This is a genomic window from Moraxella bovoculi (assembly GCF_000988745.2).
Taxonomy (GTDB): Bacteria; Pseudomonadota; Gammaproteobacteria; order Pseudomonadales; family Moraxellaceae; genus Moraxella; species Moraxella bovoculi.
In genome coordinates this window covers 373,846-394,665 of sequence record NZ_CP011381.2, presented here as the reverse complement: position 1 = coordinate 394,665, position 20,820 = coordinate 373,846, and the positions used below count along the sequence as shown (strand labels likewise).

18 protein-coding genes and 1 pseudogene are annotated in these 20,820 nt (G+C 45.2%); 12 read left to right on the top strand and 7 right to left on the bottom strand.

Annotation, left to right across the window (positions count from 1 at the left end):
* Positions 1 to 31: 31 nt before the first annotated feature.
* On the bottom strand, positions 32 to 967 hold the full coding sequence (locus AAX10_RS01870; protein WP_080946977.1) for a metal ABC transporter substrate-binding protein: 936 nt from the start codon (positions 965 to 967) through the stop codon (positions 32 to 34).
* Positions 968 to 1,331: 364 nt separating this feature from the next.
* Here AAX10_RS01870 and thrS point away from each other — a divergent pair, with 364 nt between their 5' ends.
* From thrS to AAX10_RS01855, 3 genes are all read left to right on the top strand, one after another.
* Positions 1,332 to 3,260 carry a threonine--tRNA ligase gene (gene thrS / locus AAX10_RS01865; protein WP_036365986.1) on the top strand — a complete coding sequence of 643 codons (1,929 nt, stop codon included), beginning with the start codon at positions 1,332 to 1,334 and terminating at the stop codon, positions 3,258 to 3,260.
* 131 nt (positions 3,261 to 3,391) lie between these two features.
* The gene (infC, locus tag AAX10_RS01860) at positions 3,392 to 3,889 is read left to right on the top strand and encodes a translation initiation factor IF-3 (protein WP_046697846.1); all 498 of its coding nucleotides are present in this window, start codon (positions 3,392 to 3,394) and stop codon (positions 3,887 to 3,889) included.
* A gap of 146 nt (positions 3,890 to 4,035) precedes the next feature.
* Positions 4,036 to 4,395, top strand: a complete 360-nt coding sequence (locus tag AAX10_RS01855; RefSeq protein WP_046699684.1) for a hypothetical protein — start codon at positions 4,036 to 4,038, stop codon at positions 4,393 to 4,395.
* A 97-nt stretch (positions 4,396 to 4,492) separates the two neighbouring features.
* On the opposite strand, the gene rimI is transcribed toward AAX10_RS01855, so the two are convergent.
* Positions 4,493 to 4,954 carry a ribosomal protein S18-alanine N-acetyltransferase gene (gene rimI, locus AAX10_RS01850; protein WP_036365976.1) on the bottom strand — a complete coding sequence of 154 codons (462 nt, stop codon included), beginning with the start codon at positions 4,952 to 4,954 and terminating at the stop codon, positions 4,493 to 4,495.
* Positions 4,955 to 5,047: 93 nt separating this feature from the next.
* Between rimI and rnr the strand changes: the two genes are divergently transcribed.
* A complete protein-coding gene (gene rnr, locus AAX10_RS01845; protein WP_046699683.1) occupies positions 5,048 to 7,279 on the top strand; it encodes a ribonuclease R in 2,232 nt (743 codons plus the stop codon).
* A 180-nt stretch (positions 7,280 to 7,459) separates the two neighbouring features.
* Positions 7,460 to 8,695, top strand: coding sequence for a hypothetical protein (locus AAX10_RS01840; protein WP_052585352.1), 1,236 nt, complete (start codon positions 7,460 to 7,462; stop codon positions 8,693 to 8,695).
* Between the two features lie 43 nt (positions 8,696 to 8,738).
* Here AAX10_RS01840 and hisA read toward each other — a convergent pair whose 3' ends face one another.
* Positions 8,739 to 9,464 (bottom strand): 1-(5-phosphoribosyl)-5-[(5-phosphoribosylamino)methylideneamino]imidazole-4-carboxamide isomerase, encoded by a 726-nt coding sequence (gene hisA / locus AAX10_RS01835; protein WP_036366017.1) that lies wholly within the window; start codon positions 9,462 to 9,464, stop codon positions 8,739 to 8,741.
* Positions 9,465 to 9,918: 454 nt separating this feature from the next.
* Between hisA and AAX10_RS01830 the strand changes: the two genes are divergently transcribed.
* The 7 genes and pseudogenes from AAX10_RS01830 (at position 9,919) to AAX10_RS01800 (ending at position 17,205) form a co-directional block, all read left to right on the top strand.
* Complete coding sequence (locus AAX10_RS01830) at positions 9,919 to 11,265, top strand: Na(+)-translocating NADH-quinone reductase subunit A (protein WP_046697843.1); 1,347 nt, start codon at positions 9,919 to 9,921, stop codon at positions 11,263 to 11,265.
* 3 nt (positions 11,266 to 11,268) lie between these two features.
* Positions 11,269 to 12,498 (top strand): NADH:ubiquinone reductase (Na(+)-transporting) subunit B, encoded by a 1,230-nt coding sequence (locus AAX10_RS01825; RefSeq protein WP_036365967.1) that lies wholly within the window; start codon positions 11,269 to 11,271, stop codon positions 12,496 to 12,498.
* A complete protein-coding gene (locus AAX10_RS01820) occupies positions 12,482 to 13,291 on the top strand; it encodes a Na(+)-translocating NADH-quinone reductase subunit C (RefSeq protein WP_046699682.1) in 810 nt (269 codons plus the stop codon). The genes AAX10_RS01825 and AAX10_RS01820 overlap by 17 nt, the downstream gene beginning before the upstream one ends.
* A 2-nt stretch (positions 13,292 to 13,293) precedes the next feature.
* Complete coding sequence (locus AAX10_RS01815) at positions 13,294 to 13,956, top strand: NADH:ubiquinone reductase (Na(+)-transporting) subunit D (RefSeq protein WP_036365960.1); 663 nt, start codon at positions 13,294 to 13,296, stop codon at positions 13,954 to 13,956.
* On the top strand, positions 13,956 to 14,564 hold the full coding sequence (gene nqrE / locus AAX10_RS01810; protein ID WP_036365958.1) for an NADH:ubiquinone reductase (Na(+)-transporting) subunit E: 609 nt from the start codon (positions 13,956 to 13,958) through the stop codon (positions 14,562 to 14,564). The genes AAX10_RS01815 and nqrE overlap by 1 nt, the downstream gene beginning before the upstream one ends.
* A 9-nt stretch (positions 14,565 to 14,573) precedes the next feature.
* Complete coding sequence (gene nqrF / locus AAX10_RS01805; protein ID WP_036365955.1) at positions 14,574 to 15,806, top strand: NADH:ubiquinone reductase (Na(+)-transporting) subunit F; 1,233 nt, start codon at positions 14,574 to 14,576, stop codon at positions 15,804 to 15,806.
* Positions 15,807 to 15,931: 125 nt separating this feature from the next.
* A pseudogene (locus AAX10_RS01800) lies at positions 15,932 to 17,205 on the top strand (O-acetylhomoserine aminocarboxypropyltransferase/cysteine synthase family protein).
* 57 nt (positions 17,206 to 17,262) lie between these two features.
* Here AAX10_RS01800 and AAX10_RS01795 read toward each other — a convergent pair.
* From AAX10_RS01795 to AAX10_RS01780, 4 genes are all read right to left on the bottom strand, one after another.
* The gene (locus AAX10_RS01795; RefSeq protein ID WP_036365952.1) at positions 17,263 to 17,775 is read right to left on the bottom strand and encodes a c-type cytochrome; all 513 of its coding nucleotides are present in this window, start codon (positions 17,773 to 17,775) and stop codon (positions 17,263 to 17,265) included.
* Between the two features lie 98 nt (positions 17,776 to 17,873).
* Positions 17,874 to 18,458, bottom strand: coding sequence for an FTR1 family protein (locus AAX10_RS01790; RefSeq protein WP_149038825.1), 585 nt, complete (start codon positions 18,456 to 18,458; stop codon positions 17,874 to 17,876).
* A complete protein-coding gene (locus AAX10_RS01785; protein ID WP_149038824.1) occupies positions 18,361 to 18,687 on the bottom strand; it encodes a hypothetical protein in 327 nt (108 codons plus the stop codon). Before AAX10_RS01785 ends, AAX10_RS01790 begins: the two co-directional genes overlap by 98 nt.
* A 718-nt stretch (positions 18,688 to 19,405) precedes the next feature.
* Positions 19,406 to 20,662: a Dyp-type peroxidase gene (locus tag AAX10_RS01780; RefSeq protein WP_080946975.1), complete on the bottom strand. Its 1,257-nt coding sequence runs from the start codon at positions 20,660 to 20,662 to the stop codon at positions 19,406 to 19,408.
* Positions 20,663 to 20,820 lie beyond the last annotated feature (158 nt).

Here is a 20,820-nt window from a genome sequence, read left to right as displayed (position 1 = left end):
CGTATTTTATCTTGCCAAATCGCCTTGTCAATTATTTTTGAGCTTTTGCGTCTTCAAACCCTTTAACCACCGTACTTGCCGTTATATTAAGTAAGTCAAGATACGTTGGCACCGCCCCGTCTTTTTCGCTTAGGCTGTCCACATACAAGACACCGCCATAATACGCCCCTGCCTCTTTGGCGACTTGTTTGGCAGGTTTGTCCGAAACGGTGCTTTCGCTAAATACCACAGGGATTTTGTTGGCTTTAACCGTGTCAATCAGAGCCTTGACCTGCTGGGGCGTGCCTTGTTGCTCGGCGTTAATGTCCCACAGATAGGCTTCTTTTAGCCCATAATCTTTGGCAAGGTAGCTAAATGCCCCTTCTGAGGTAACCAGCCAACGCTCATTTTCAGGGATTTGGGCAAGTTTGGCACGAAGTGGCTCGTCCATGGCTTTAATTTTTTGGGCGTATTCCTCGGCATTTTTGATGTACACGTCTTTGTTTTTTGGGTCGTGTTTGATGAATGCGTTTTTGATATTTTCCACATAAATCAGGGCGTTAGACGTGGACATCCAAGCGTGCGGATTTGGCAAATCCTTATATGAGCCTGCCTTAATCGGTATGGGCGTGATACCGTCCGTTACCACCACCGCAGGGGTATCTTTGGCATCAGCATAGAATTTTTCAAACCAACGCTCCAAATTCATGCCGTTGTACAAAATCAAATCGGCTTCTTTGACCTTAGCAATGTCCTTTGGGGTCGGCTCATAGTCATGAATCTCCGCCCCTGCTTTGGTAATGGAATGAACGTCTGCTGCGTCCCCTGCGACATTTTGGGCAATGTCTTCAATAATGGTAAAGGTCGTTACCACCGTCATTTTGTCGGCTGAAGTCTGCGCAGATACCACTTCATCAGAAGGCTTATCACACGCCGTCAAAGCAGCGCAAAGCCCAAAGCACACTGCCAAAGTTTTAAAAATTTTCATAACCACATCCATTAAAATAAAATTCAAGAATACAATAACCAACAATGGTTTAATAATAGCAACTGAGCATAAGATTTAAAATATTAACCGAAAAACTCACTCAACTATAAAATGATAATGATACTCATTATAATAAACGCTGTCAAGTTACTTTATATTAATACATCATACCCATTGAATTATCATGGTTATAATGCGCATCATACAAAAAAGCACACCGATTGTAAATGATTGGCGGTCATTTAATACATAAAGATTGAGTACAATTTTTTAAATCAATGTCAGTTATCTTGGTGTTGGGCATAAATTTTGATATAATAAAATGTTTTTATTATTTTAGCCTGACTATTATTTAGGAAATTTTATGGTTGCAATTACCCTACCTGACGGCAGCGTCAGAGAGTTTGACGGTGAAACTACTGTCATGCAAATCGCTCAAAACATCGGTGCAGGGCTTGCCAAAGCCACCATCGCAGGGCGTGTTAATGGCAAATTAGTGGACGCAAGCGATCCGATCACGACGGACGCGACCGTACAAATCATCACCGCTAAAGATGCTGAAGGGGTTGAAATCATTCGCCACTCATGCGCTCACCTTCTAGGTCACGCTGTTAAGCAGTTATATCCTGAAGTAAAAATGGTCATCGGCCCTGTCATTGAAGATGGCTTTTATTATGACATCTACAGTGAGTGCCCTTTTACACCTGAAGACATGCAAGCCATCGAAGCACGCATGAAGACGCTCATCGACCAAGATTATGACGTCATCAAAAAAATAACCCCAAGAGATGAAGTCATCAAAACCTTCTCTGAACGCGATGAAACCTACAAGCTTCGCCTAGTAGAAGACATGCCCGATGAGACACACATGGGTCTGTACTATCATCAAGAATACATCGACATGTGCCGCGGCCCACACGTGCCAAACACTCGATTCCTAAAAGCATTCAAACTTACCAAGATGAGTGGCGCATATTGGCGCGGCGATGCCAAGAATGAACAATTACAGCGCATCTATGGCACCGCATGGGCGGACAAAAAAGAACTTAAAGCCTATATTGAACGCATCGAAGAAGCCGAAAAACGCGATCACCGTAAAATCGGTAAGCAGCTGGGTCTGTTCCATCTACAAGAACAAGCACCTGGCATGGTGTTCTGGCACCCGAACGGCTGGACCATTTGGCAAGTGCTTGAGCAGTACATGCGTAAAGTTCAACAAGACCACGGCTACCTTGAGATCAAAACCCCACAAGTCGTGGACAGAAGCCTATGGGAGAAGTCTGGCCACTGGGAAAACTATGCAGAAAACATGTTCACCACTGCATCAGAGAACCGTGATTACGCCATCAAGCCGATGAACTGCCCATGTCACGTACAGGTATTTAATCAAGGTTTGAAATCTTATCGTGATCTACCTCTACGCCTTGCCGAGTTTGGCTCATGCCACCGCAATGAACCATCTGGTGCATTGCATGGCATCATGCGTGTGCGCGGCTTCACCCAAGACGATGCGCACATCTTCTGTACCAATGCCCAAATTCGCACCGAAGCTCTTGATTTCATCAAGATGACTTTGAACGTCTATAAGGACTTCGGCTTTGACAATATCCTAATGAAACTCTCCACTCGTCCAGAGAAACGCGTCGGTTCTGATGAGCTTTGGGATCTGGCAGAAAAAGACCTTGGTGATGCGCTAGACGCTGCAGGACTTGAATGGGAATTACAAGAAGGCGAAGGCGCTTTCTATGGCCCAAAAATCGAATTCACCCTAAAAGACTGCCTAAATCGCGAATGGCAATGTGGCACGCTACAGCTTGACTTTAATTTGCCTGAACGCCTAGATGCCGAGTTCATCAATGAACAAGGTGAGCGTGAACGCCCTGTCATGCTGCACCGCGCTATCCTAGGTTCGTTCGAGCGTTTCATTGGTATCTTGATAGAGCATTATGCAGGTTGGTTCCCAGCATGGCTTGCACCTACTCAGGCAGTCGTGATGAACATCACCGACAAGCAAGCCAAAGCCTGTGAGAGCGTCGTAGATGAGCTTAAAGCGGCAGGATTCCGTGCGGTAAGCGACCTTCGTAACGAGAAAATCGGCTTTAAGATTCGTGAACGCACTCTAGAACGCATTCCATTCATGCTGGTGCTTGGCGGCAAAGAAGTTGAAACTGGCACGGTTAATGTGCGTACCCGCGAAGGCGAGAACCTAGGTAGCATGAGCGTGACAGACTTCATCAAACACCTTGAAGGCGTGATTGCCTTAAGAGGCAGAGTTGAAGCTAAGGCTGAGTAATCTAAAAACCCATTCAAGAAACCGAATGGGTTTTATTAATACACCCCTTGAAATCCACACACTTTTTAAGTAGAATACAAAATTATCTTTTATTTGGAGTATGACCCATTAAACCGTCCAACCGCTTAAATGTGAATGAAGAGATTCGCGCTAAAGAAGTCCGTCTGGTCAAAGAAGACGGCGAACAACTTGGAGTAGTTAGTTTGGCAGATGCCTTACAAGCTGCCGGTGACGCTAATCTTGATTTGGTAGAAATCGTTGCTGATGCCAAGCCGCCTGTTTGCAAAATCATGGACTACAAGCGCTACTTGTACGACCAAAAACAAAAAGCAAAAGAAGCCAAAAAGAACCAAAAACAGACGCAAGTTAAAGAAATCAAACTTCGCCCTGGCACAGAAGAAGCTGACTATCAAGTTAAACTTCGCAAAATCTTTGAGTTCTTGGAAGACAAGGATAAAGTTAAAGTTTCTATCCGTTTCCGCGGACGTGAGATGGCTCACCAAGAGATCGGTAAAGCACAGCTTGAGCGCATCATTCAAGACACTGAAGAGATTGCAAGTGTTGAACAAGCACCAAAGGTTGAAGGTCGTCAAATGGGCATGTTACTAGGCCCAGCCAAGAAAAAATAATTTATCTAAAGTAGCTCATCAGCATGAGCTACTTTTTTATTTAATGAGCAAGGATTATCATGAAAAATTATCTTTTATTGGTGGCTTTGGCTGCCGCCACATCATCCCAAGCCGCTGACTAGACGCCTGTCTTTGAACATTTACAAGTGGGCAAAAACGACAATGATAATGACATAACATGGACAATAAGACAAAGCATCTTTGAAGACACCCCCAAACCCAATCCTCTAACCAAAGAAGCCAGACAAGGCACCTATACTTCTATTCCAAAGCCTTATCGAAAAGACATGATGCCTGCGAAGTTCATCAAGGGTAAAGAAGACGAGGGTCCGATATTAAAAGGCATCGTTCCGTTAAAGAATACCACCTTATACGGCTATCCCCTAGAAAGTCTAAACTATGATCCATACTGCCATGATTGCGACAACACTTCTTTTTATGCTACATTTGCACCCATGACACTCGCTCAGCACAACTCTTTAGTTAAGAAGGTCAAGTTTAAATAAGAAGGGGATATCTGCGGCGATCCACGCCATATAGCACGATTTAAAAGAGTTGGCAAAACCACCATACTTATTGTTGATGATGGCTGTTAATCAAGCCCTAAAGCAATTTTTGGAAAATTAACGCATCAATTTTTTGGTGCGTTTTTTTGTCTTGATAGTAGCTGGCTCTTGTGTCAATTTGATGAAAATCGAATTTTTTATATAACGCAATCGCTGCAAGATTATCCGCTCGTACCTCAAGCAAAATTCTCTCTGCTTGTTTTTCGATACAATGACGGGCAAGATGATTTAAAATTAAACTTCCAATGCCGTTTTTTTGACAATGCTTAGCTGTAGCAATGCGTAAGATCTCCGCGACTTCAAATACCGCCTGATAGATACAATAGCCTAGAACCTCTTGATCAGATTCGACCACAATCACTCCAGCACCAAACCCAGATAACACCGAAGAAATCGCCAGCACATCCCAAGCATCATTGAATAATTCGGACTCTAGACGCGCCAGTTTCTCCAAATAATATTTAGCAACCAAACTGCCTTCTATTAACGAAACATTCATAAAATTTCACCCAAAAATCATCAACAAATGTGATATGATAACCTAGATTGAACGATATTTTATATAATTTTGAAGAGAATATAGAGAATACTTATGTCAAAGAAAAAAACACCAACGTGGAACGACCCCAACGCCACCGATGAAGCCAATAAATACCAAAACCCCATTCCCTCACGCCTGCTTATCCTACAAACTGTCGCCCAAATGAATAATGACAGCAAACCTGCCACAGCGGAGAGTTTGGGACTGCATTTTGAGATTTTGGGCGATGATGAGCGATTTTTTGCCCTAACCAACCGCCTAAAAGCCATGCTAAGAGACAACCAATTAGAACGCACAGACGGCATTCATTTTAGCATTGCCCCCCTGCCGACCACCGTAACAGGCAAGGTGTCGGCAAATGCCAAGGGCTTTGGCTTTGTCGTGCTTGACGATATGCCCGACCTATTTATTCACGAAAAGCAAATGCGAGTGGTCTTTGATGGTGATACGGTAGAAGCGGTCGCCACCGAGTTTCGTGGCAAGCCCGAAGCCCGTATTCAAACCGTGCTACACCGTGCCAGCACTGAGTTTGTGGGCGTGATTGACAGCGATGATGAGGGCTATTTTGTGCGTCTGTCAGGGGCGAATGCTCATCAGCCTATTACCCTAAGCGATGATGACGTGGCTCATCATGGGGCGGGCGTGGGCGATAGCGTCAAAGTCGCCATCATTGACATGCCAACTTATCAAGAATACGCCACTGGTAAAATCACAGAGATTTTAACCAATCTTAATGACCGTGAACTCATCATTGAAACCACCCTTTTAAATCATGGCATCCCCCATGAATTCAGCCAAGCCGTCCTTAAACAGGTCAATAAGTACAGCGAACCGACCGAAACAGACTTTAAAGGGCGTGTGGATTTACGCTCATTGCCGTTAATTACGATTGACGGAGAGGATTCTCGAGATTTCGATGATGCGGTATATGCTTGTAAACGCACAGGGGGGAATTATCGATTGGTGGTTGCAATCGCTGATGTCAGTCACTATGTCACGCCCCATAGCCCGCTTGACTTAGAAGCTTATGAGCGTGGCACGAGTGTCTATTTTCCACACCGTGTCATACCCATGTTGCCAGAGGCGTTATCCAACGAACTATGCTCCCTTAACCCAAACGTAAATCGGCTCTGTATGGTGGCGGATATTAAGCTGTCTCGTTTGGGCAAGGTTACAGGCTATGAGTTCTACCCTGCGGTCATGCACTCACAGGCTCGCCTGACTTATAACCAAGTAAACGCCTATCTTGACGACCCTACGAATGAAACTCTGCCTGATGATTTGGTTAAAAATCCTGACGTGTGCAAATCGGTAGATACCTTGTATCAGCTTTATCAAATTCTTGACAAAAGACGTGAAGAGCGTGCGGCAATGGCATTTGAGACGGCGGAGAGTTACATCGTCTTTGGCGAAGATGGCGACATCAAAGACATCAAAAAACGCACTCGAGGTGATGCTCACAAACTCATTGAAGAGATGATGCTACTTGCCAATACTTGTGCTGCCAATTTTTCTCTCAAACATGAATTGCCTGTCTTATATCGCAATCATGACAAGCCATCAGATGAAAAGTCAAGCAAACTGGCTGAATATGTCAAATCGTTTGGTTTATCCTTCCCAACCGAAAACCCGACCCATACTGACTATCAACGCATCATCAAGGCAACTGAAGGAAGAGCAGACACCCAAAGTATTCACTCAATGCTGCTGCGTTCGATGATGCAGGCAAATTACAGCCCTGATAATATCGGTCATTTTGGCTTGGCATATGACGAATACAGTCATTTCACAAGTCCAATCCGCCGTTATCCTGATTTGATGCTGCACCGCGCCATCAAAGATAAGATTACTGGTCAAAAAAGTGTACAGCAAGTTTATAAGAATTTGGAAGAAGCAGGCGAGCAAACTTCCATCACAGAGCGTCGTGCCGAAGAGGCAAGCCGACATGTTGAGACTTGGCTTAAATGTCATTATATGCAAAGGCATCTAGGCGAAAAGTTCGCAGGGACAATCACCACCGTAACAAATTTTGGATTGTTCATCACACTCAATGATTTGTTCATTGATGGCTTGATTCACATATCTAACCTTAGCCAAGAATATTTTGAATACGATGAGCGAGAGCAAGCGTTGATGGGTGAGCGTGGCAGCATCTTTAAACTGGGCGAACAGCTTTTGATTCAAGTCGCTGGCGTGAATATGGATTTATTACAGGTAGATTTTGCATTGGTAGAAAAATTGGACGAAACACCTAACAAGACTAAGGGTAAGAGGAGTAAATAACCGCAAGTAAATCAAGCATTTGTAACCAAGGTCAATCTTTATGCGTTATGGCGAACCGCCATATCCAATTTTTTGCTTCACAGTCTTTATTAAATCATATTCATCAATAAGTTATTTACAGGGTTTCATCTCAATCAAATCACGCACAATATTCAAAATTTTTAACCAATCGCTTAATTTATGATCACAGCACTCAAACTCACCTTCATCTTAAACCTTGCCCTACTTGGGGCAAGCCTGTCTGCCTGTGCCAAACCCAGTACTGATTACACCGCACAGCGACACACCGTTCATGAAAAGTCTTATGAATTGCAAGAACTTGATTTGTCAAAAGTCGGACCTGCCAAACAAATCGCCCTTGACGATATGGGCTGGCTCATGCTCATCAATGACAAAGGTGAGCTGTGGCAAATACCACACTCTGACAAGCCCACCAAACTCGCTACCAGCGTGTCATCAAGCGTTACTCCGGTGGCAAGTTTTGGCAAAGTGGCTTTTGCTGATAAAGATGGTTATTTTACCCTAATCCAACATGGGCAAGTTTATCGTTCAGCCATTCGCCCATCCCCCCATTCTGCCATGCTCATGCTCCCATTTGCCACCATTGTGGTACAAACCAACGATGATGGCTCGTCAAGCTTGGTTCGTCTTGAAGTTTTAGATGGTGGCGTAAAGGCAGTTGCTCGTTTTGATTCCATTTTGCCAGATGCTCGCCCCATACAGGTCGATTTTTCAGGTGATGATAACGGACATATCGCCGTACTTTCCCACCCTGACAACACGACTTATCAGCATGGGGTGCTGGGCGATGACATGGAAGCAAGTCAGGTACAATTTTTAGAGCGACACAGTTTAAAACCACTTGCTAAGCCTTTATCCATTGAGGGGTTAGTATTCGAAGCGAACACCTTGGAGGTTTTACCCCATGATAAAGGAAATCACTTAGTAACAACCATGTCAGGTCGCGGTCATGGGGCAAGCACAATCATCATTGATAATATAGATGATGAGCTAAAAATCATTGCCCAAAGCACGCCTTTGCCAAACAATCGCTGGCAATCACCTTTCGTGTTTGAGAACAAACTTTATGCCATACAAATGCCGCACTTGGTGGGACGACTGGTGGAGTACATACAAGCTGGTAATAAACTGCATGAAAAAGTATTGGCCGAGAGTCATTCTAATCATGCCATTGGTAGTTTCGACACTAATTTGGTCGCAGGTCGCCACGGCTTTGCCACAATTCCCAATAAGAACCATCGACAAGTAAGCGTGCTGACCACTGAAAGTGAAATTACGCCTTTGCCCAACAAGTTACCAGCACCGATAATTAAAGCCCTATCCAATGGCAAAAAAATCCATTTACTGCTTAGCAATGGTATGATTTGGACATTAGGTCATCAACATGACCTTTAAACCGATAAAAAAGAGCGAATCATCTCGCTCTTTTTTATGACAACTACCGATCCAAATACGCCTGTGCTTCTGCCAAATCAAGCGTCCCTTCATAGATGGCACGCCCTGTAATCGCCCCCAAAAGATATTCACTATAAGGTTTTAGCTGCTCAACATCGCTCATGTTGGTAACGCCGCCTGATGCAATGACAGGCAGTCCACACGCTTTGGCAATATTAACCGTCTCATCGATGTTCACACCCGCCATCATGCCATCTTTGGCGATGTCGGTATAAACAATGGACGACACACCCGCATCAGCAAAACGCTTGGCAAGGTCGGTGGCACGAGTGTCAGTAACATTCGCCCAACCATGCGTCGCCACAAAGCCGTTACTTGCATCAATGCCCACAATGATGGCATCTGGAAATTCCTTACACGCCTCATCGACAAAACCAGGTTCCTCCAAAGCCTTAGTGCCGATGATGATGTAGTTTAGCCCTGCTGACAAATAATGCTCGATTGTTGATAAACTGCGCACCCCACCACCCAGCTGAATGGGCAAATCTGGATAAGCTTTGGCGATTGCTGTTACCACGTCTTTATGAACAGGTACACCATCAAACGCTCCATTCAAATCCACCAAGTGCAGACGTCTAGCACCCTGCTCCACCCACTGAGTCGCCATCGCCACAGGGTCATCGCTAAATACCGTATCATCCTCCATGCGTCCTTGTTTTAGACGTACACATTTGCCATCTTTTAGGTCGATGGCAGGAATAATCAACATTGACATAACATACCTTTTAATATAAATTAACAATAAATCATTTCAAGAGTTACTCAAGGATTTTAACAAATTCCCCACAAAATTTGGCAACATTTTTAAAAAAATATCAAATCATTTCTCAGTCATTCAAAAAGACAATTAAAATCATTCACTTAACCTTATTTTTATTAGCTAATTTGCCGAAAAGTCTGTAATTTTTTGTCAATTTAGCGTATAATAGAAAGGTTTATTGCACGCTTAGCAGATTTGGTAAAATAACAGCAACATAGTTGTGATATGCCAAGCGGCGTTTGTATAAATTCCTTTGGACAAAAGCAACTTACCAGTTGGCGATGCCACGCCAGTAAGTTTTGGATGTTTCTTGGAAAATTGGTAGCCAGCCGTTCAGGTAGCCACGTTTTAACTTAGGGTTGCCCGCGCTGGTGTGTTTTGGTCTTAATTTAAGTATCCGCTTATGATTACCATCAAAAAAGGCTTGGACTTGCCCATCTCGGGCGAACCCGCCAACGAGATTAGCGAACACACGCCAACTCACGTTGCGCTTATCGGCTATGACTATATCGGTATGCGTCCAACCATGAGTGTAAAGGAAGGCGATACCGTCGCCAAAGGGCAAGTGTTGTTTGAAGACAAAAAACGCGCGGGTGTTAAATATACTGCCCCTGTGAGCGGTCGCATCGTTTCTGTGAATCGTGGCGAACGCCGTGTGTTTGAAAGCATCGTCATCGCTGCTAACCCTAGCGCAGCAGATGAAGTTACCTTTAATGCCTATGCAGCTGCAGACCTTGCGTCTATTGATCGTGAAGCAGTGAAAGAACAATTGGTGGCTTCAGGTGAATGGACAGCATTCCGCACCCGTCCTTTTAGTCGCACGCCAGAAATCAACAGCGTGCCTTCAGCGATTTTTGTAACCGCTACGGACACCAACCCTCTAGCCACCGATCCTGCGCGCATCATTAATGACAGCATCGATGCATTCAATGATGGCTTGGCAGTTATCTCAACGCTGTCGCCAAAGACTTATGTCTGCCATGGCGAAACAGCACCTGCCAAAGCAACGAACGTCGCTAACGACACCGTTTATGAAGGCTTTACAGGTAAGCACCCAGCAGGTAACGCAGGCACGCACATTCACTTTTTGCACCCACTAGGACGCGGCGCAAGTGTATGGACAATCGGCTATCAAGACGTGATCGCCATCGGTAAGCTATTCACTACTGGTCGCATCCACACCGACCGCGTGATTAGCCTTGCAGGTCCTGCGGTTAATAACCCGCGTCTTATCCGCACCACTCGCGGTGCTGATTTGGCAGAATTGACCGCCAACGAGCTTAAAGGTAATGACAATCGCATCATTTCTGGGTCGGTGTTGTCAGGTCGTAAAGCAGATGAAAAAATTGCTTATTTGGGTCGCTTTCACAACCAAGTTTCAGTGCTTGCCGAAGGTCGTGAACGCCCTGCCCTGCACTTCTTTACCCTGGGTGCAAATCGCTTCTCCATGCTACCAATCTACATCTCGCAGTTCTTCGGTGGCAAAAAATATGACTTTACCACATCTACCAATGGCTCACCTCGTGCGATGGTACCAATCGGTTCATTCGAAAAAGTCATGCCACAAGACTACCTGCCAACTCAGCTACTTCGCTCACTCATCGTAGGCGACATCATCGAAGCAGTAGAGCTTGGTGCGCTTGAGCTTGATGAAGAAGATTTGGCGTTATGCACCTTTGTGTCACCTGGTAAATACGAATTTGGTGATATTTTGCGTGATAACTTGACCCGTATTGAGCAGGAAGGCTAAACGATGAAATTTATTCACAATATCTTTGACCGTATGGAGCCATCCTTCACAAAAGGTGGTAAGTACGAAAAATATTACGCCGTCTTTGAGATGTTTGACACGTTTTTCCGTCAACCAAGCTCTCAGACGTACAGCGCCTCTCACGTGCGTGATGGTATCGACCTAAAGCGTATCATGATTACCGTATGGCTATGTACTTTCCCTGTGATGTTTTGGGGTATGTACAACGTCGGTTTTCAAGCGCTAACTGCCATTAGCCAACTTGGTCTTGAACCAACAGGCTGGCGCACAGCCATCACCGGCATGGTAGGCTATGATCCTAATAGCATCTGGGCGTGCTTCGTCTATGGCGCGATGCAATTCCTACCCATCTACGCGGTAACTTTTGCAGTAGGTATCCTATGGGAAATCATCTTTGCTGTCGTGCGTGGACACGAAGTGAACGAAGGCTTCTTCGTCACTTCTGTGTTATTTGCCCTATCACTACCACCAGACGTACCACTGTGGCAAGTTGCCCTAGGTATTAGCTTTGGTGTGGTTGTTGCCAAAGAAGTATTTGGCGGTACCGGTAAGAACTTCCTTAACCCTGCCCTTGCTGGTCGTGCGTTCCTATATTTCGCTTACCCTGCTTATATGTCTGGCGATGCGGTCTGGACAGCGGTGGACGGATTTAGTGGCGCAACACCATTAGGTCTAGCAGCAGCTGGCGTAAGCCCTGATCAGTTCGTGAACGCCTATGGTCAAGTGATCACTTGGACAGATGCATTCTTGGGTAACATGCAAGGCTCTATCGGTGAAGTATCAACCCTTGCCATCTTGATTGGCGCGGTAGGCCTACTATGGACGAAGATCGCTTCATGGCGTGTGATCGCAGGTTCTGTGATTGGTCTTGTGGTGACTGCATTCATCTTCAACCTAATCGGCGGCGAAAACCCAATGATGAGCCTTGCGCCACATTGGCACCTAGTTATTGGTGGCTTCATGTTCGGTGCGGTATTTATGGCAACTGACCCTGTATCAGCAGCACATACCAATACAGGTCGCTGGTGCTATGGTCTATTGATCGGCTTTATGACTGTGGTTATCCGTGTGGTAAACCCTGCTTTCCCAGAAGGCATCATGCTGGCCATCTTATTCGCCAACTTGTTCGCCCCACTATTTGACTACTTCGTCAAACAAGCCAATATCAAACGTCAAACAGCACGGAGATTGCGTCATGTCAGCCAAAAATAGTAATGTTAGCACCGCAGTCACAGCACTGATTTTGTGCTTGGTATGCTCGGTGATGGTTTCTGCGGTTGCTGTTGGGTTAAAATCAAAGCAACAAGAAAATGCCCGTCTTGATTTGAACAAAAATATCTTGATGGCAGCAGATATGTATGACCCTGAAACAGATTCTTCTAGTGTCATTCCAGAGCGTTTTGCCGACTTTGATGTCCGCTTAGTGAACTTACAAACTGGTAAATTTGCCACTGATCAAGAAATTTCAGCCGCCGGCATCAATGATGTGGATGGCTATGATGCGTCAAAAGCAGCACGCACGCCTTATTTATCCACCTCATTAGCGGATGACATCGCCAAAATTGGTGGTAAGCCTAACTTTGCGAAAGTATATTTGGCAAAAAACGCCAATGGTGAGATCGATCAAATCGTTCTACCCATTCACGGTGCTGGCTTGTGGGGTCCGATTTTTGGTCTTTTGACCTTGGATAAAGATTTAAACACTGTCAAAGGCGTGAATTTTTATCAACACAAAGAAACTCCGGGTCTAGGTTCGCGCATTGAAGAGCCTCAGTGGCAAGAGACCTGGGTGGATAAAGAGCTATATAACGAAGATGGTTCTAGAAAAATCGCCGTTGTCAAAGCAGGTACAGCGCGTGAAGGTCAAGTTGATGGTATTAGTGGTGCAACTTTGACCATTCGCGGTGTGAACAATCTACTACAGTACTGGATTGGTGAAGATGGTTATAAGCCATTTTTGGATAATCTAAAAGCTGGTCAAGCAGGCAATGGTGAAGGAGTGTAATCATGGCTGATACCAAAAGCATTTTAACGACGCCAATTTTTGACAATAACCCAATTGCACTACAGATTTTGGGTATTTGCTCGGCACTTGCGGTCACCACAAGCGTTGCAAACGCTTTGGTTATGTGTATCGCACTAACCTTAGTTACGGCATTTTCAAGCTTTTTTATCTCGATCATCCGTAATAAAATTCCCTCATCCATTCGTATTATTGTACAGATGGTTATTATTGCTTCATTGGTCATCGTGGTTGATCAGATTTTGCAAGCTTTCGCTTATGAAATCAGCCGTTCGTTATCGGTATTCGTCGGTCTGATCATCACTAACTGTATCGTTATGGGCCGAGCTGAAGCATTTGCCATGAGTAATCCGCCTGTACCTAGCTTTTTAGATGGTATTGGTAATGGCTTGGGCTACTCAGCAGTATTGATTTTCGTTGCGACGATCCGTGAAATCATCGGTAATGGCAGCTGGTTTGGTATTACTTTACTTGAAAAAGTAACCGAGGGCGGCTGGTATATCCCTAACGGTCTTTTGCTATTACCGCCTTCTTCATTCTTTGTCATTGCAGGCTTTATTGCATTGGTTCGCCTTTGGAAAAAAGATCAGCACGAGCCAGCAGAATTTGTGATGAAGCCACAATCTAAAGGCATGGGAGGTCACTAATGGAACACTATATCAGCCTATTTATTACATCTGTCTTTATTGAGAATATGGCACTTGCCTTCTTCTTGGGCATGTGTACGTTTTTGGCAGTTTCCAAGAAGGTCTCAACTGCCATCGGTCTAGGTATCGCTGTTATCGTGGTAATGGCAATCTGTGTACCGCTAAACAACCTACTTTACCAATTCCTTCTTAAAGATGGCGCGCTTGCGTGGGCAGGTTTCCCGAATACCGATCTGTCATTCCTAGGTCTGCTCAGCTATATCGCTCTGATTGCAGCGACAGTACAGATTCTGGAGATGTTCTTAGATAAATTTGTACCTGCTCTATATAACGCTCTGGGTGTATTCCTTCCGTTGATCACCGTAAACTGTGCCATCATGGGTGGTGTACTGTTCATGGTAGAGCGTGATTATAACTTCGCTGAATCTGTCGTGTATGGCGTAGGTTCTGGCTTGGGTTGGGCGTTGGCGATTGCTGCATTAGCAGGTATTCGCGAAAAACTTAAATACTCAGACGTCCCTGCCCCACTTCGTGGTCTTGGCATTACCTTTGTTACTGTCGGACTGATGTCGCTTGGCTTCATGTCGTTTGGCGGTATGAGTTTATAAGGAGAGAACATGTTTGGTACAGCATTAGGCGGTGTCGCCATGTTTACCGCCATTATCATGAGCTTGGTGGTGGTGATTTTGATAGCACGCTCGCGCCTTGTCAGTTCAGGCAAGGTAACGATCAATATCAATGACAATCCTGACAACAACGTCACCACAGCTGCAGGTGGCAAACTACTACAAACCCTAGCTGGCGAAGGCATCTTCCTATCATCAGCTTGTGGTGGCGGTGGTACTTGTGGTCAGTGTCGTTGTAAAGTACTTGACGGTGGTGGTTCAATCCTACCTACCGAAGAAGGTCATTTTACTCAAGGTGAAATCCGTGAAGGCATGCGTTTGGCATGTCAGGTTGCGGTAAAACAAGACATGCAGATCGAGATCGATCCTGAATTCTTCGATGTCAAAAAATGGGAATGTGAGGTTATCTCTAACGAAAACGTAGCAACGTTCATTAAAGAGCTTACCTTGAAGATTCCTGAGGGTGAAGTTGTACCGTTCCGTGCAGGTGGTTATGTGCAGTTAGAAGCGCCACCACATGAAGTACACTATAAAGACTTTGACATCGCCAAAGAATATCATGAAGATTGGGATAACTTTAACCTATGGCGTTATACCTCTAAGGTTGATGAGCCCGTGATTCGTGCTTATTCGATGGCCAACTACCCAGAAGAAAAGGGTATCATCAAGTTTAACATTCGTATCGCAAGTCCTCCGCCACGTGGCCCAGAAGGTATCCCACCAGGCCAGATGTCATCTTATGTATTTAGCCTAAAACCAGGTGACAAGATTACCGTATCAGGTCCTTATGGTGAATTCTTCGCCAAAGACACCAAGGCTGAGATGGTGTTCATCGGTGGTGGTGCAGGTATGGCACCGATGCGTTCACACATCTTTGATCAATTAAAACGCCTAAAATCAGATCGCAAAATCAGCTTCTGGTATGGTGCGCGTTCTAAGCGTGAGATGTTCTACGTTGAAGATTATGACGGTCTGGCAGCAGAATTCGACAACTTCGAATGGCATGTTGCCCTGTCTGACCCACAGCCTGAAGATAACTGGGAAGGTTACACCGGATTCATTCATAACGTGCTTTATGAAGAGTATCTAAAAGACCACCCAGCACCAGAAGACTGTGAATTCTATATGTGTGGTCCTCCGGTGATGAATGCTGCGGTTATCAAGATGCTCAAAGATTTGGGCGTGGAAGATGAAAACATCTTACTTGATGACTTCGGTGGCTAATCCCAACCAACAAAAAATCCACTCCATGCGAGTGGATTTTTTGCTTTATAAACAATCCCGCCTTGTCTTTTTTGATATTTTGTTATGATATTGCTTGAATTTTATCACCAATCATAAGGATTATCATGACCCATAGAGACGAAACCCTAGCCATTCACGCAGGCTCTAGCCTAGACCCCACCACCAAAGCGGTCGCCGCACCCATCTATCAGACCACCTCATACGCCTTTGACGACACCCAATGGTGCTGATCTGTTCGACCTAAAAGTACAGGGCAACATCTACACCCGCATCATGAACCCAACCACGGTCGTATTATAGGCGCGTCTTGCTGCATTAGAAGGCGGCATCGGATCTCTAGCCGTCGCATCAGGCATGAAAGCGATCACTTACACCATTCAGGCATTGGCTGAATCAAGTGACAACATCGCATCAGTCTCTACACGCTATGGCGGCACCTACAATCTATTCGCCCATACCCTACCCAAGCAAGGCATCGACGTAAGATTTTTTGATAGCGACAATCCTAAGAGCCTATACGATCAAATCGATGACAAAACCAAGCTTGTGTTCATTGAAAGCATTGGTAACCCACTGGGTAACATCATCGACCTAGAAGCAATCAGCGACATCGCTCACGAATACGGTGTACCTGTCTTCGGGAAAATACTGTCGCCACGCCTGCGCTAGTAAAGCCATTTAAACATGGTGCTGACATCGTTGTGCATTCTTTAACCAAATACATCGGCGGTCATGGCACAAGCCTAGGCGGCATCATCGTTGATAGTGGCAAATTTCCGTGGGGCGATAACGCTGAGTGCTTCAAATCTCTAAACACCCCTGACCCAAGCTATCATGGCGCAAACTATGTAGAAGCGCTTGGTGCGGCAGCCCTCATTGGGCGTGCGCGCGTCGTACCACTCGTAACACAGGCGGCGCAATCAGCCCTATGAACGCATTCTTAATCCTGCAAGGACTAGAAACACTATCGCTACGCACGGAGCGCCACACCGGAAACGCCCAATAAATCGCAGAATATCTATAAAACCATCCAAAGGTAAACTGGGTGAAATACGCAGGTCTAAGCATGCACCCACAACATAACCTCGCCAAAAAACACCTAAAAGGCAAGCCATCGGCCATTCTATCTTTTGGTGTGCAAGATGGTCGTGCTGGCGGTACCCGCTTTATCGACGCTCTGCAATTGTTCACGCGTTTGGTTAATATTGGCGACGCCAAGAGCTTAGCGTGCCACCCTGCCTCCACCACGCACCGTCAGCTAAGCGAAGAGGAGCTTGCCAAAGCCGGCGTTAGTGAAGACATGGTTCGACTGTCGATTATTATTGAGCACATTGACGACTTGATTGCTGACTTAGAACAGGCGCTGGATAAAGTCTAAAACAAACAAAACCACGTCTTAGGACGTGGTTTTTTTATTATTAATTAATACAAATGATTACTTAGCTTGCTCTAGCATATAATCAACTGCTGCATATACTTCTGCTTCTGTGACAGCTCCTACTGCCTGTGCAGGCATCTTATTAAAGCCCTTAGCAGAATGCTCGTGCAACTTATCAACGCCTTTTTCTAGGCGTTTTGCCCATTCTGCTTTATCGCTAAGCTTCGGCGCATCAAGCAGCCCTTGATCATGGCAAACCTTACAGGTTTGCTCGTAACGCTCCTTACCTTGCTCGATAGATAGCGCCTCAACAGGCGCAGCAGCTGTCTCAGTAGGCGCCTCAGCCACAGGCTCTGGTGCTTGCGCTAACTCTGCTTCTTTGGCAGGTTCCTTGACCGGCTCTTGGATGACTTCTGCTTTATTTTCCGCAGGTACCTCTGCTGTAGCAGCAGGTGCGGTTTCTACTTTGGTAGGCTCTGGTGCTTTTTCAGGAGCTTTATCACCACCGCAGGCGCTTAGTGCGAAGATTAAGGCGGTTACAAGAGAGATTTTTTTAGCTGGGTATTGCATGTTGCCTCGCTAATTATTAGTTATAAGTTTATTGATAATATACCTAATTTTTCTATGGTTTTACAGTTAAATTTTCATATTGTTGCGATGGACTGCTTTTATTTAACTGATTTGTGCACAGATATCAGCCACACCAATACACATATTGCCACATACACCGCCTGCACCACCAAGCCTTGTACGCTCGGATAAGTCCCCAAAAGCGCCACGCTAGGCACATCCACGACGTCTCTGGACAAATGTCCAGTCAGTTGCAGTGCCAAAATACTCACACCCAAAATCTTAAATCCTAAGGCATAGATAAGCCACTTTAAGATTTTAAATAATAACGGAATGGGCAATTTAACGGACGTTTTTGCCATGATAACCGCCACCGCAAAAAGTACGCCCAATGCCACCGCTATCCCCAGCACAAACTCACTCATGGCAATGCTTGGCAAAATCCCTGTATAAAACAGCACCGTCTCCGCCCCCTCCCGAAACACCGACAAAAACGCCAAGCCAAACAGCCCTGCCATGCTTCCTGTGGATAATGCCACGCCCATGTGTTTGTTAATGTAGGCATTCCACGCCTTGGCGGACGATTTAGAATGTAGCCACGCCCCACGCCCCCATAAGGCTCGCCACCAGCCCCACACCGCCCCTGTCATGACCCATTTTTTGCCTTTGGGTTGTCCTACCACCGTCAAGTAAACCTTGTTTTAATAACTCTACTCCATACGCCAAATCCACTTTGTCATTTTTAACTTCGGTCAATTCATCGCCTTGATTATAACTGTCAATTGTCGCCTTTAACATTGCCATATTATCCGTCATCATGGCGATATTGGGCGGATTATTTTCTATCCCCACTCGTATCATTGCCATGGCGGTTTCTATTTTGCCATAATGAGCCATGCTGGTATTTCTCACCACCCTTTCATTGGCGACCACGTTTTATTAAAGGTGTGATGAACCGATTTGACTTTGTCAATATCGCCACCCTTGCCCATTTCTTGAATGGCGCTATCCAACTTATTTAAGACAGGCGTGATATTTTTGGCAAATTGACGGCGTTTGACGCTATAATCCAGGGGGTTTTGCTCTTTTTCATAAGCATAGAGTTTTATGGATAGTTATTTTAGGGTGTCATTATTGGGATTGGTTTTGGCGTGATTTAAGGCGGTGATTGTTTCTTGATATAATATGCTTTGGCGGTTGGTGTCTTTGCCGATATTTGCCAATTCTTTTTCTATAACAATCAAATCATCTTTGGCTTGTTAGGTATTGTTTTGTTTTACCGCTCCCATGGCATCCGATCATGGAATAAATAAAGGGGAGAAATTTAATTTTTCATTATTAACATTGGTATAAGAGATTAGGGGGGACAAATAAAGAAAAGCAGAAAAATGGATAATGGTTGATAAATTTTCATTGTTTTGCCTTTTTTAATAACATTCAAATGGTTTATCGGATTTTAAAGATAAGGGCAAATAAATTACCCTAATCTTTTTTGGCATTGTTAATTGACTATACTTTTAGGTAGATTTGTAGGGGTAAATTACATTTACCCTGTTAAAGCGTTGATTTCTGGGCGAATAAATTGCCCCTACACGTCCAAACTTTAGGATACATCTTGATTGAATAATACCTATTTTTCAATAAATTTAACCCCCAAACAACCTTTGCCCCAAATACTCACCTGCCTTACCCCACCAAAACACGCAAACAATCCGCTGCCGATATGCGTGGTGTATTCGGTCATTTTGTCGGTATTGCCAAACGCATTTTGAATCACGCTAAACTGCATGGGCGATTTTTGAAAAGAGATAAAAAGTAGCCCTGCATTAAACTGCCCTGTCTTGACATCAATACCGCTACTGTACGAAAACGAACGTCTAAGCATTTGTAGCCCCGTGCGTTTGGCAAGCCCCATGTGAGTCGGCTCGGCAATGACAAAATTACCCCTATCGTCTTTTTCATTAACATCAAACTCATCAAACTCACCCGTTTTGCCAATGCTCGCCCCTGTGTCTCGGTGTCTGCCAAAGGTGTTCTCTTGCCCGACTAGGCTCGTTCTGTCCCACGTCTCCAAGTGCATTTGGATAATCCGTGCCACAAGATACGTCCCACCGTCAAACCATGCGGTCTTGTCCGAGCCTTTTGCCCACAGCCATTTGTCGGTATCATCCAACGTGGTTTTGTTGGCGGTGCCGTCCTTAAAGCCAAACAGATTGCGTGGGGTATCCGCCCCATTATCAAAGCTGTTGTAGCCTGACTGCGACCATTTCATCGTAATGAGCGAACGAGCTTGGCGGACAAGCTGACGCACGGCATGAAAGGCGACCTGCGGGTCCTCGCTACACGCCTGTATGCAAATATCGCCCCCTGACAACTCAGGGCGGATCTGGTCTCGGGGGAATTTGGGCAAGTCGCTAAATTCTGGCGGTGTCTTGTCCGACAAACCCAATTTCTCCAAAAATGACGGACTTATCCCAAACGTCAAAGTCAGCCCATATGCCCCCAAGCTGTCCGCTTCGCCTGTGTCGGCAGGCGGTAAGTGGGGATTTTTGTCATAGGGTTTGATGTTTTTGCCTTGGGTCAATTTGGCAGAATACTCCGTCCAATCCTTAAACATTTGGCGAATCTCATCAACATTGGTGCTGTGTAACTCCGCCACCAAAAAATACGCATGGTGCTGAACGGGCGTGGTAATGCCTGCTTGGTGCGTGCCATAAAAATCATAAGTCATTTCAGCAAATGGATTGGGCGGTGTTTGGCTGTCAGGATTGCCCTTAGCGGTGGGGGCAGTGATTTGGTTTTGTGCGTTGTTGCAAGCGGTTAATGCCCCTGCCCCAATCAAGGCAGTCGCTCCCATTTTTCCCAAGAAAGCTCGGCGGTTGGTCATGATTGCTCCTTTTGTCATTTGTACCCAAGAAACTTTAAAATTACCACAAATGTAATAATGTTTGGGTGTAGGGGCGTGCTGTGCACTCCTATAAAAATTGGTATGTTATCGAAGCAGTCCCTACAAAGCCTGTGGCAAATATCAAATTCGTTAGGTGT

What these genes read in the sequence shown, in the direction of transcription:
- AAX10_RS01870 (WP_080946977.1), bottom strand. Translation starts at nt 967, where the DNA reads ATGAAAATTTTTAAAACTTTGGCAGTGTGCTTTGGGCTTTGCGCTGCT.
- thrS (WP_036365986.1), top strand. Translation starts at nt 1,332, where the DNA reads ATGGTTGCAATTACCCTACCTGACGGCAGCGTCAGAGAGTTTGACGGT.
- rimI (WP_036365976.1), bottom strand. Translation starts at nt 4,954, where the DNA reads ATGAATGTTTCGTTAATAGAAGGCAGTTTGGTTGCTAAATATTATTTG.
- rnr (WP_046699683.1), top strand. Translation starts at nt 5,048, where the DNA reads ATGTCAAAGAAAAAAACACCAACGTGGAACGACCCCAACGCCACCGAT.
- AAX10_RS01840 (WP_052585352.1), top strand. Translation starts at nt 7,460, where the DNA reads ATGATCACAGCACTCAAACTCACCTTCATCTTAAACCTTGCCCTACTT.
- hisA (WP_036366017.1), bottom strand. Translation starts at nt 9,464, where the DNA reads ATGTTGATTATTCCTGCCATCGACCTAAAAGATGGCAAATGTGTACGT.
- AAX10_RS01830 (WP_046697843.1), top strand. Translation starts at nt 9,919, where the DNA reads ATGATTACCATCAAAAAAGGCTTGGACTTGCCCATCTCGGGCGAACCC.
- AAX10_RS01825 (WP_036365967.1), top strand. Translation starts at nt 11,269, where the DNA reads ATGAAATTTATTCACAATATCTTTGACCGTATGGAGCCATCCTTCACA.
- AAX10_RS01820 (WP_046699682.1), top strand. Translation starts at nt 12,482, where the DNA reads ATGTCAGCCAAAAATAGTAATGTTAGCACCGCAGTCACAGCACTGATT.
- AAX10_RS01815 (WP_036365960.1), top strand. Translation starts at nt 13,294, where the DNA reads ATGGCTGATACCAAAAGCATTTTAACGACGCCAATTTTTGACAATAAC.
- nqrE (WP_036365958.1), top strand. Translation starts at nt 13,956, where the DNA reads ATGGAACACTATATCAGCCTATTTATTACATCTGTCTTTATTGAGAAT.
- nqrF (WP_036365955.1), top strand. Translation starts at nt 14,574, where the DNA reads ATGTTTGGTACAGCATTAGGCGGTGTCGCCATGTTTACCGCCATTATC.
- AAX10_RS01795 (WP_036365952.1), bottom strand. Translation starts at nt 17,775, where the DNA reads ATGCAATACCCAGCTAAAAAAATCTCTCTTGTAACCGCCTTAATCTTC.
- AAX10_RS01780 (WP_080946975.1), bottom strand. Translation starts at nt 20,662, where the DNA reads ATGACCAACCGCCGAGCTTTCTTGGGAAAAATGGGAGCGACTGCCTTG.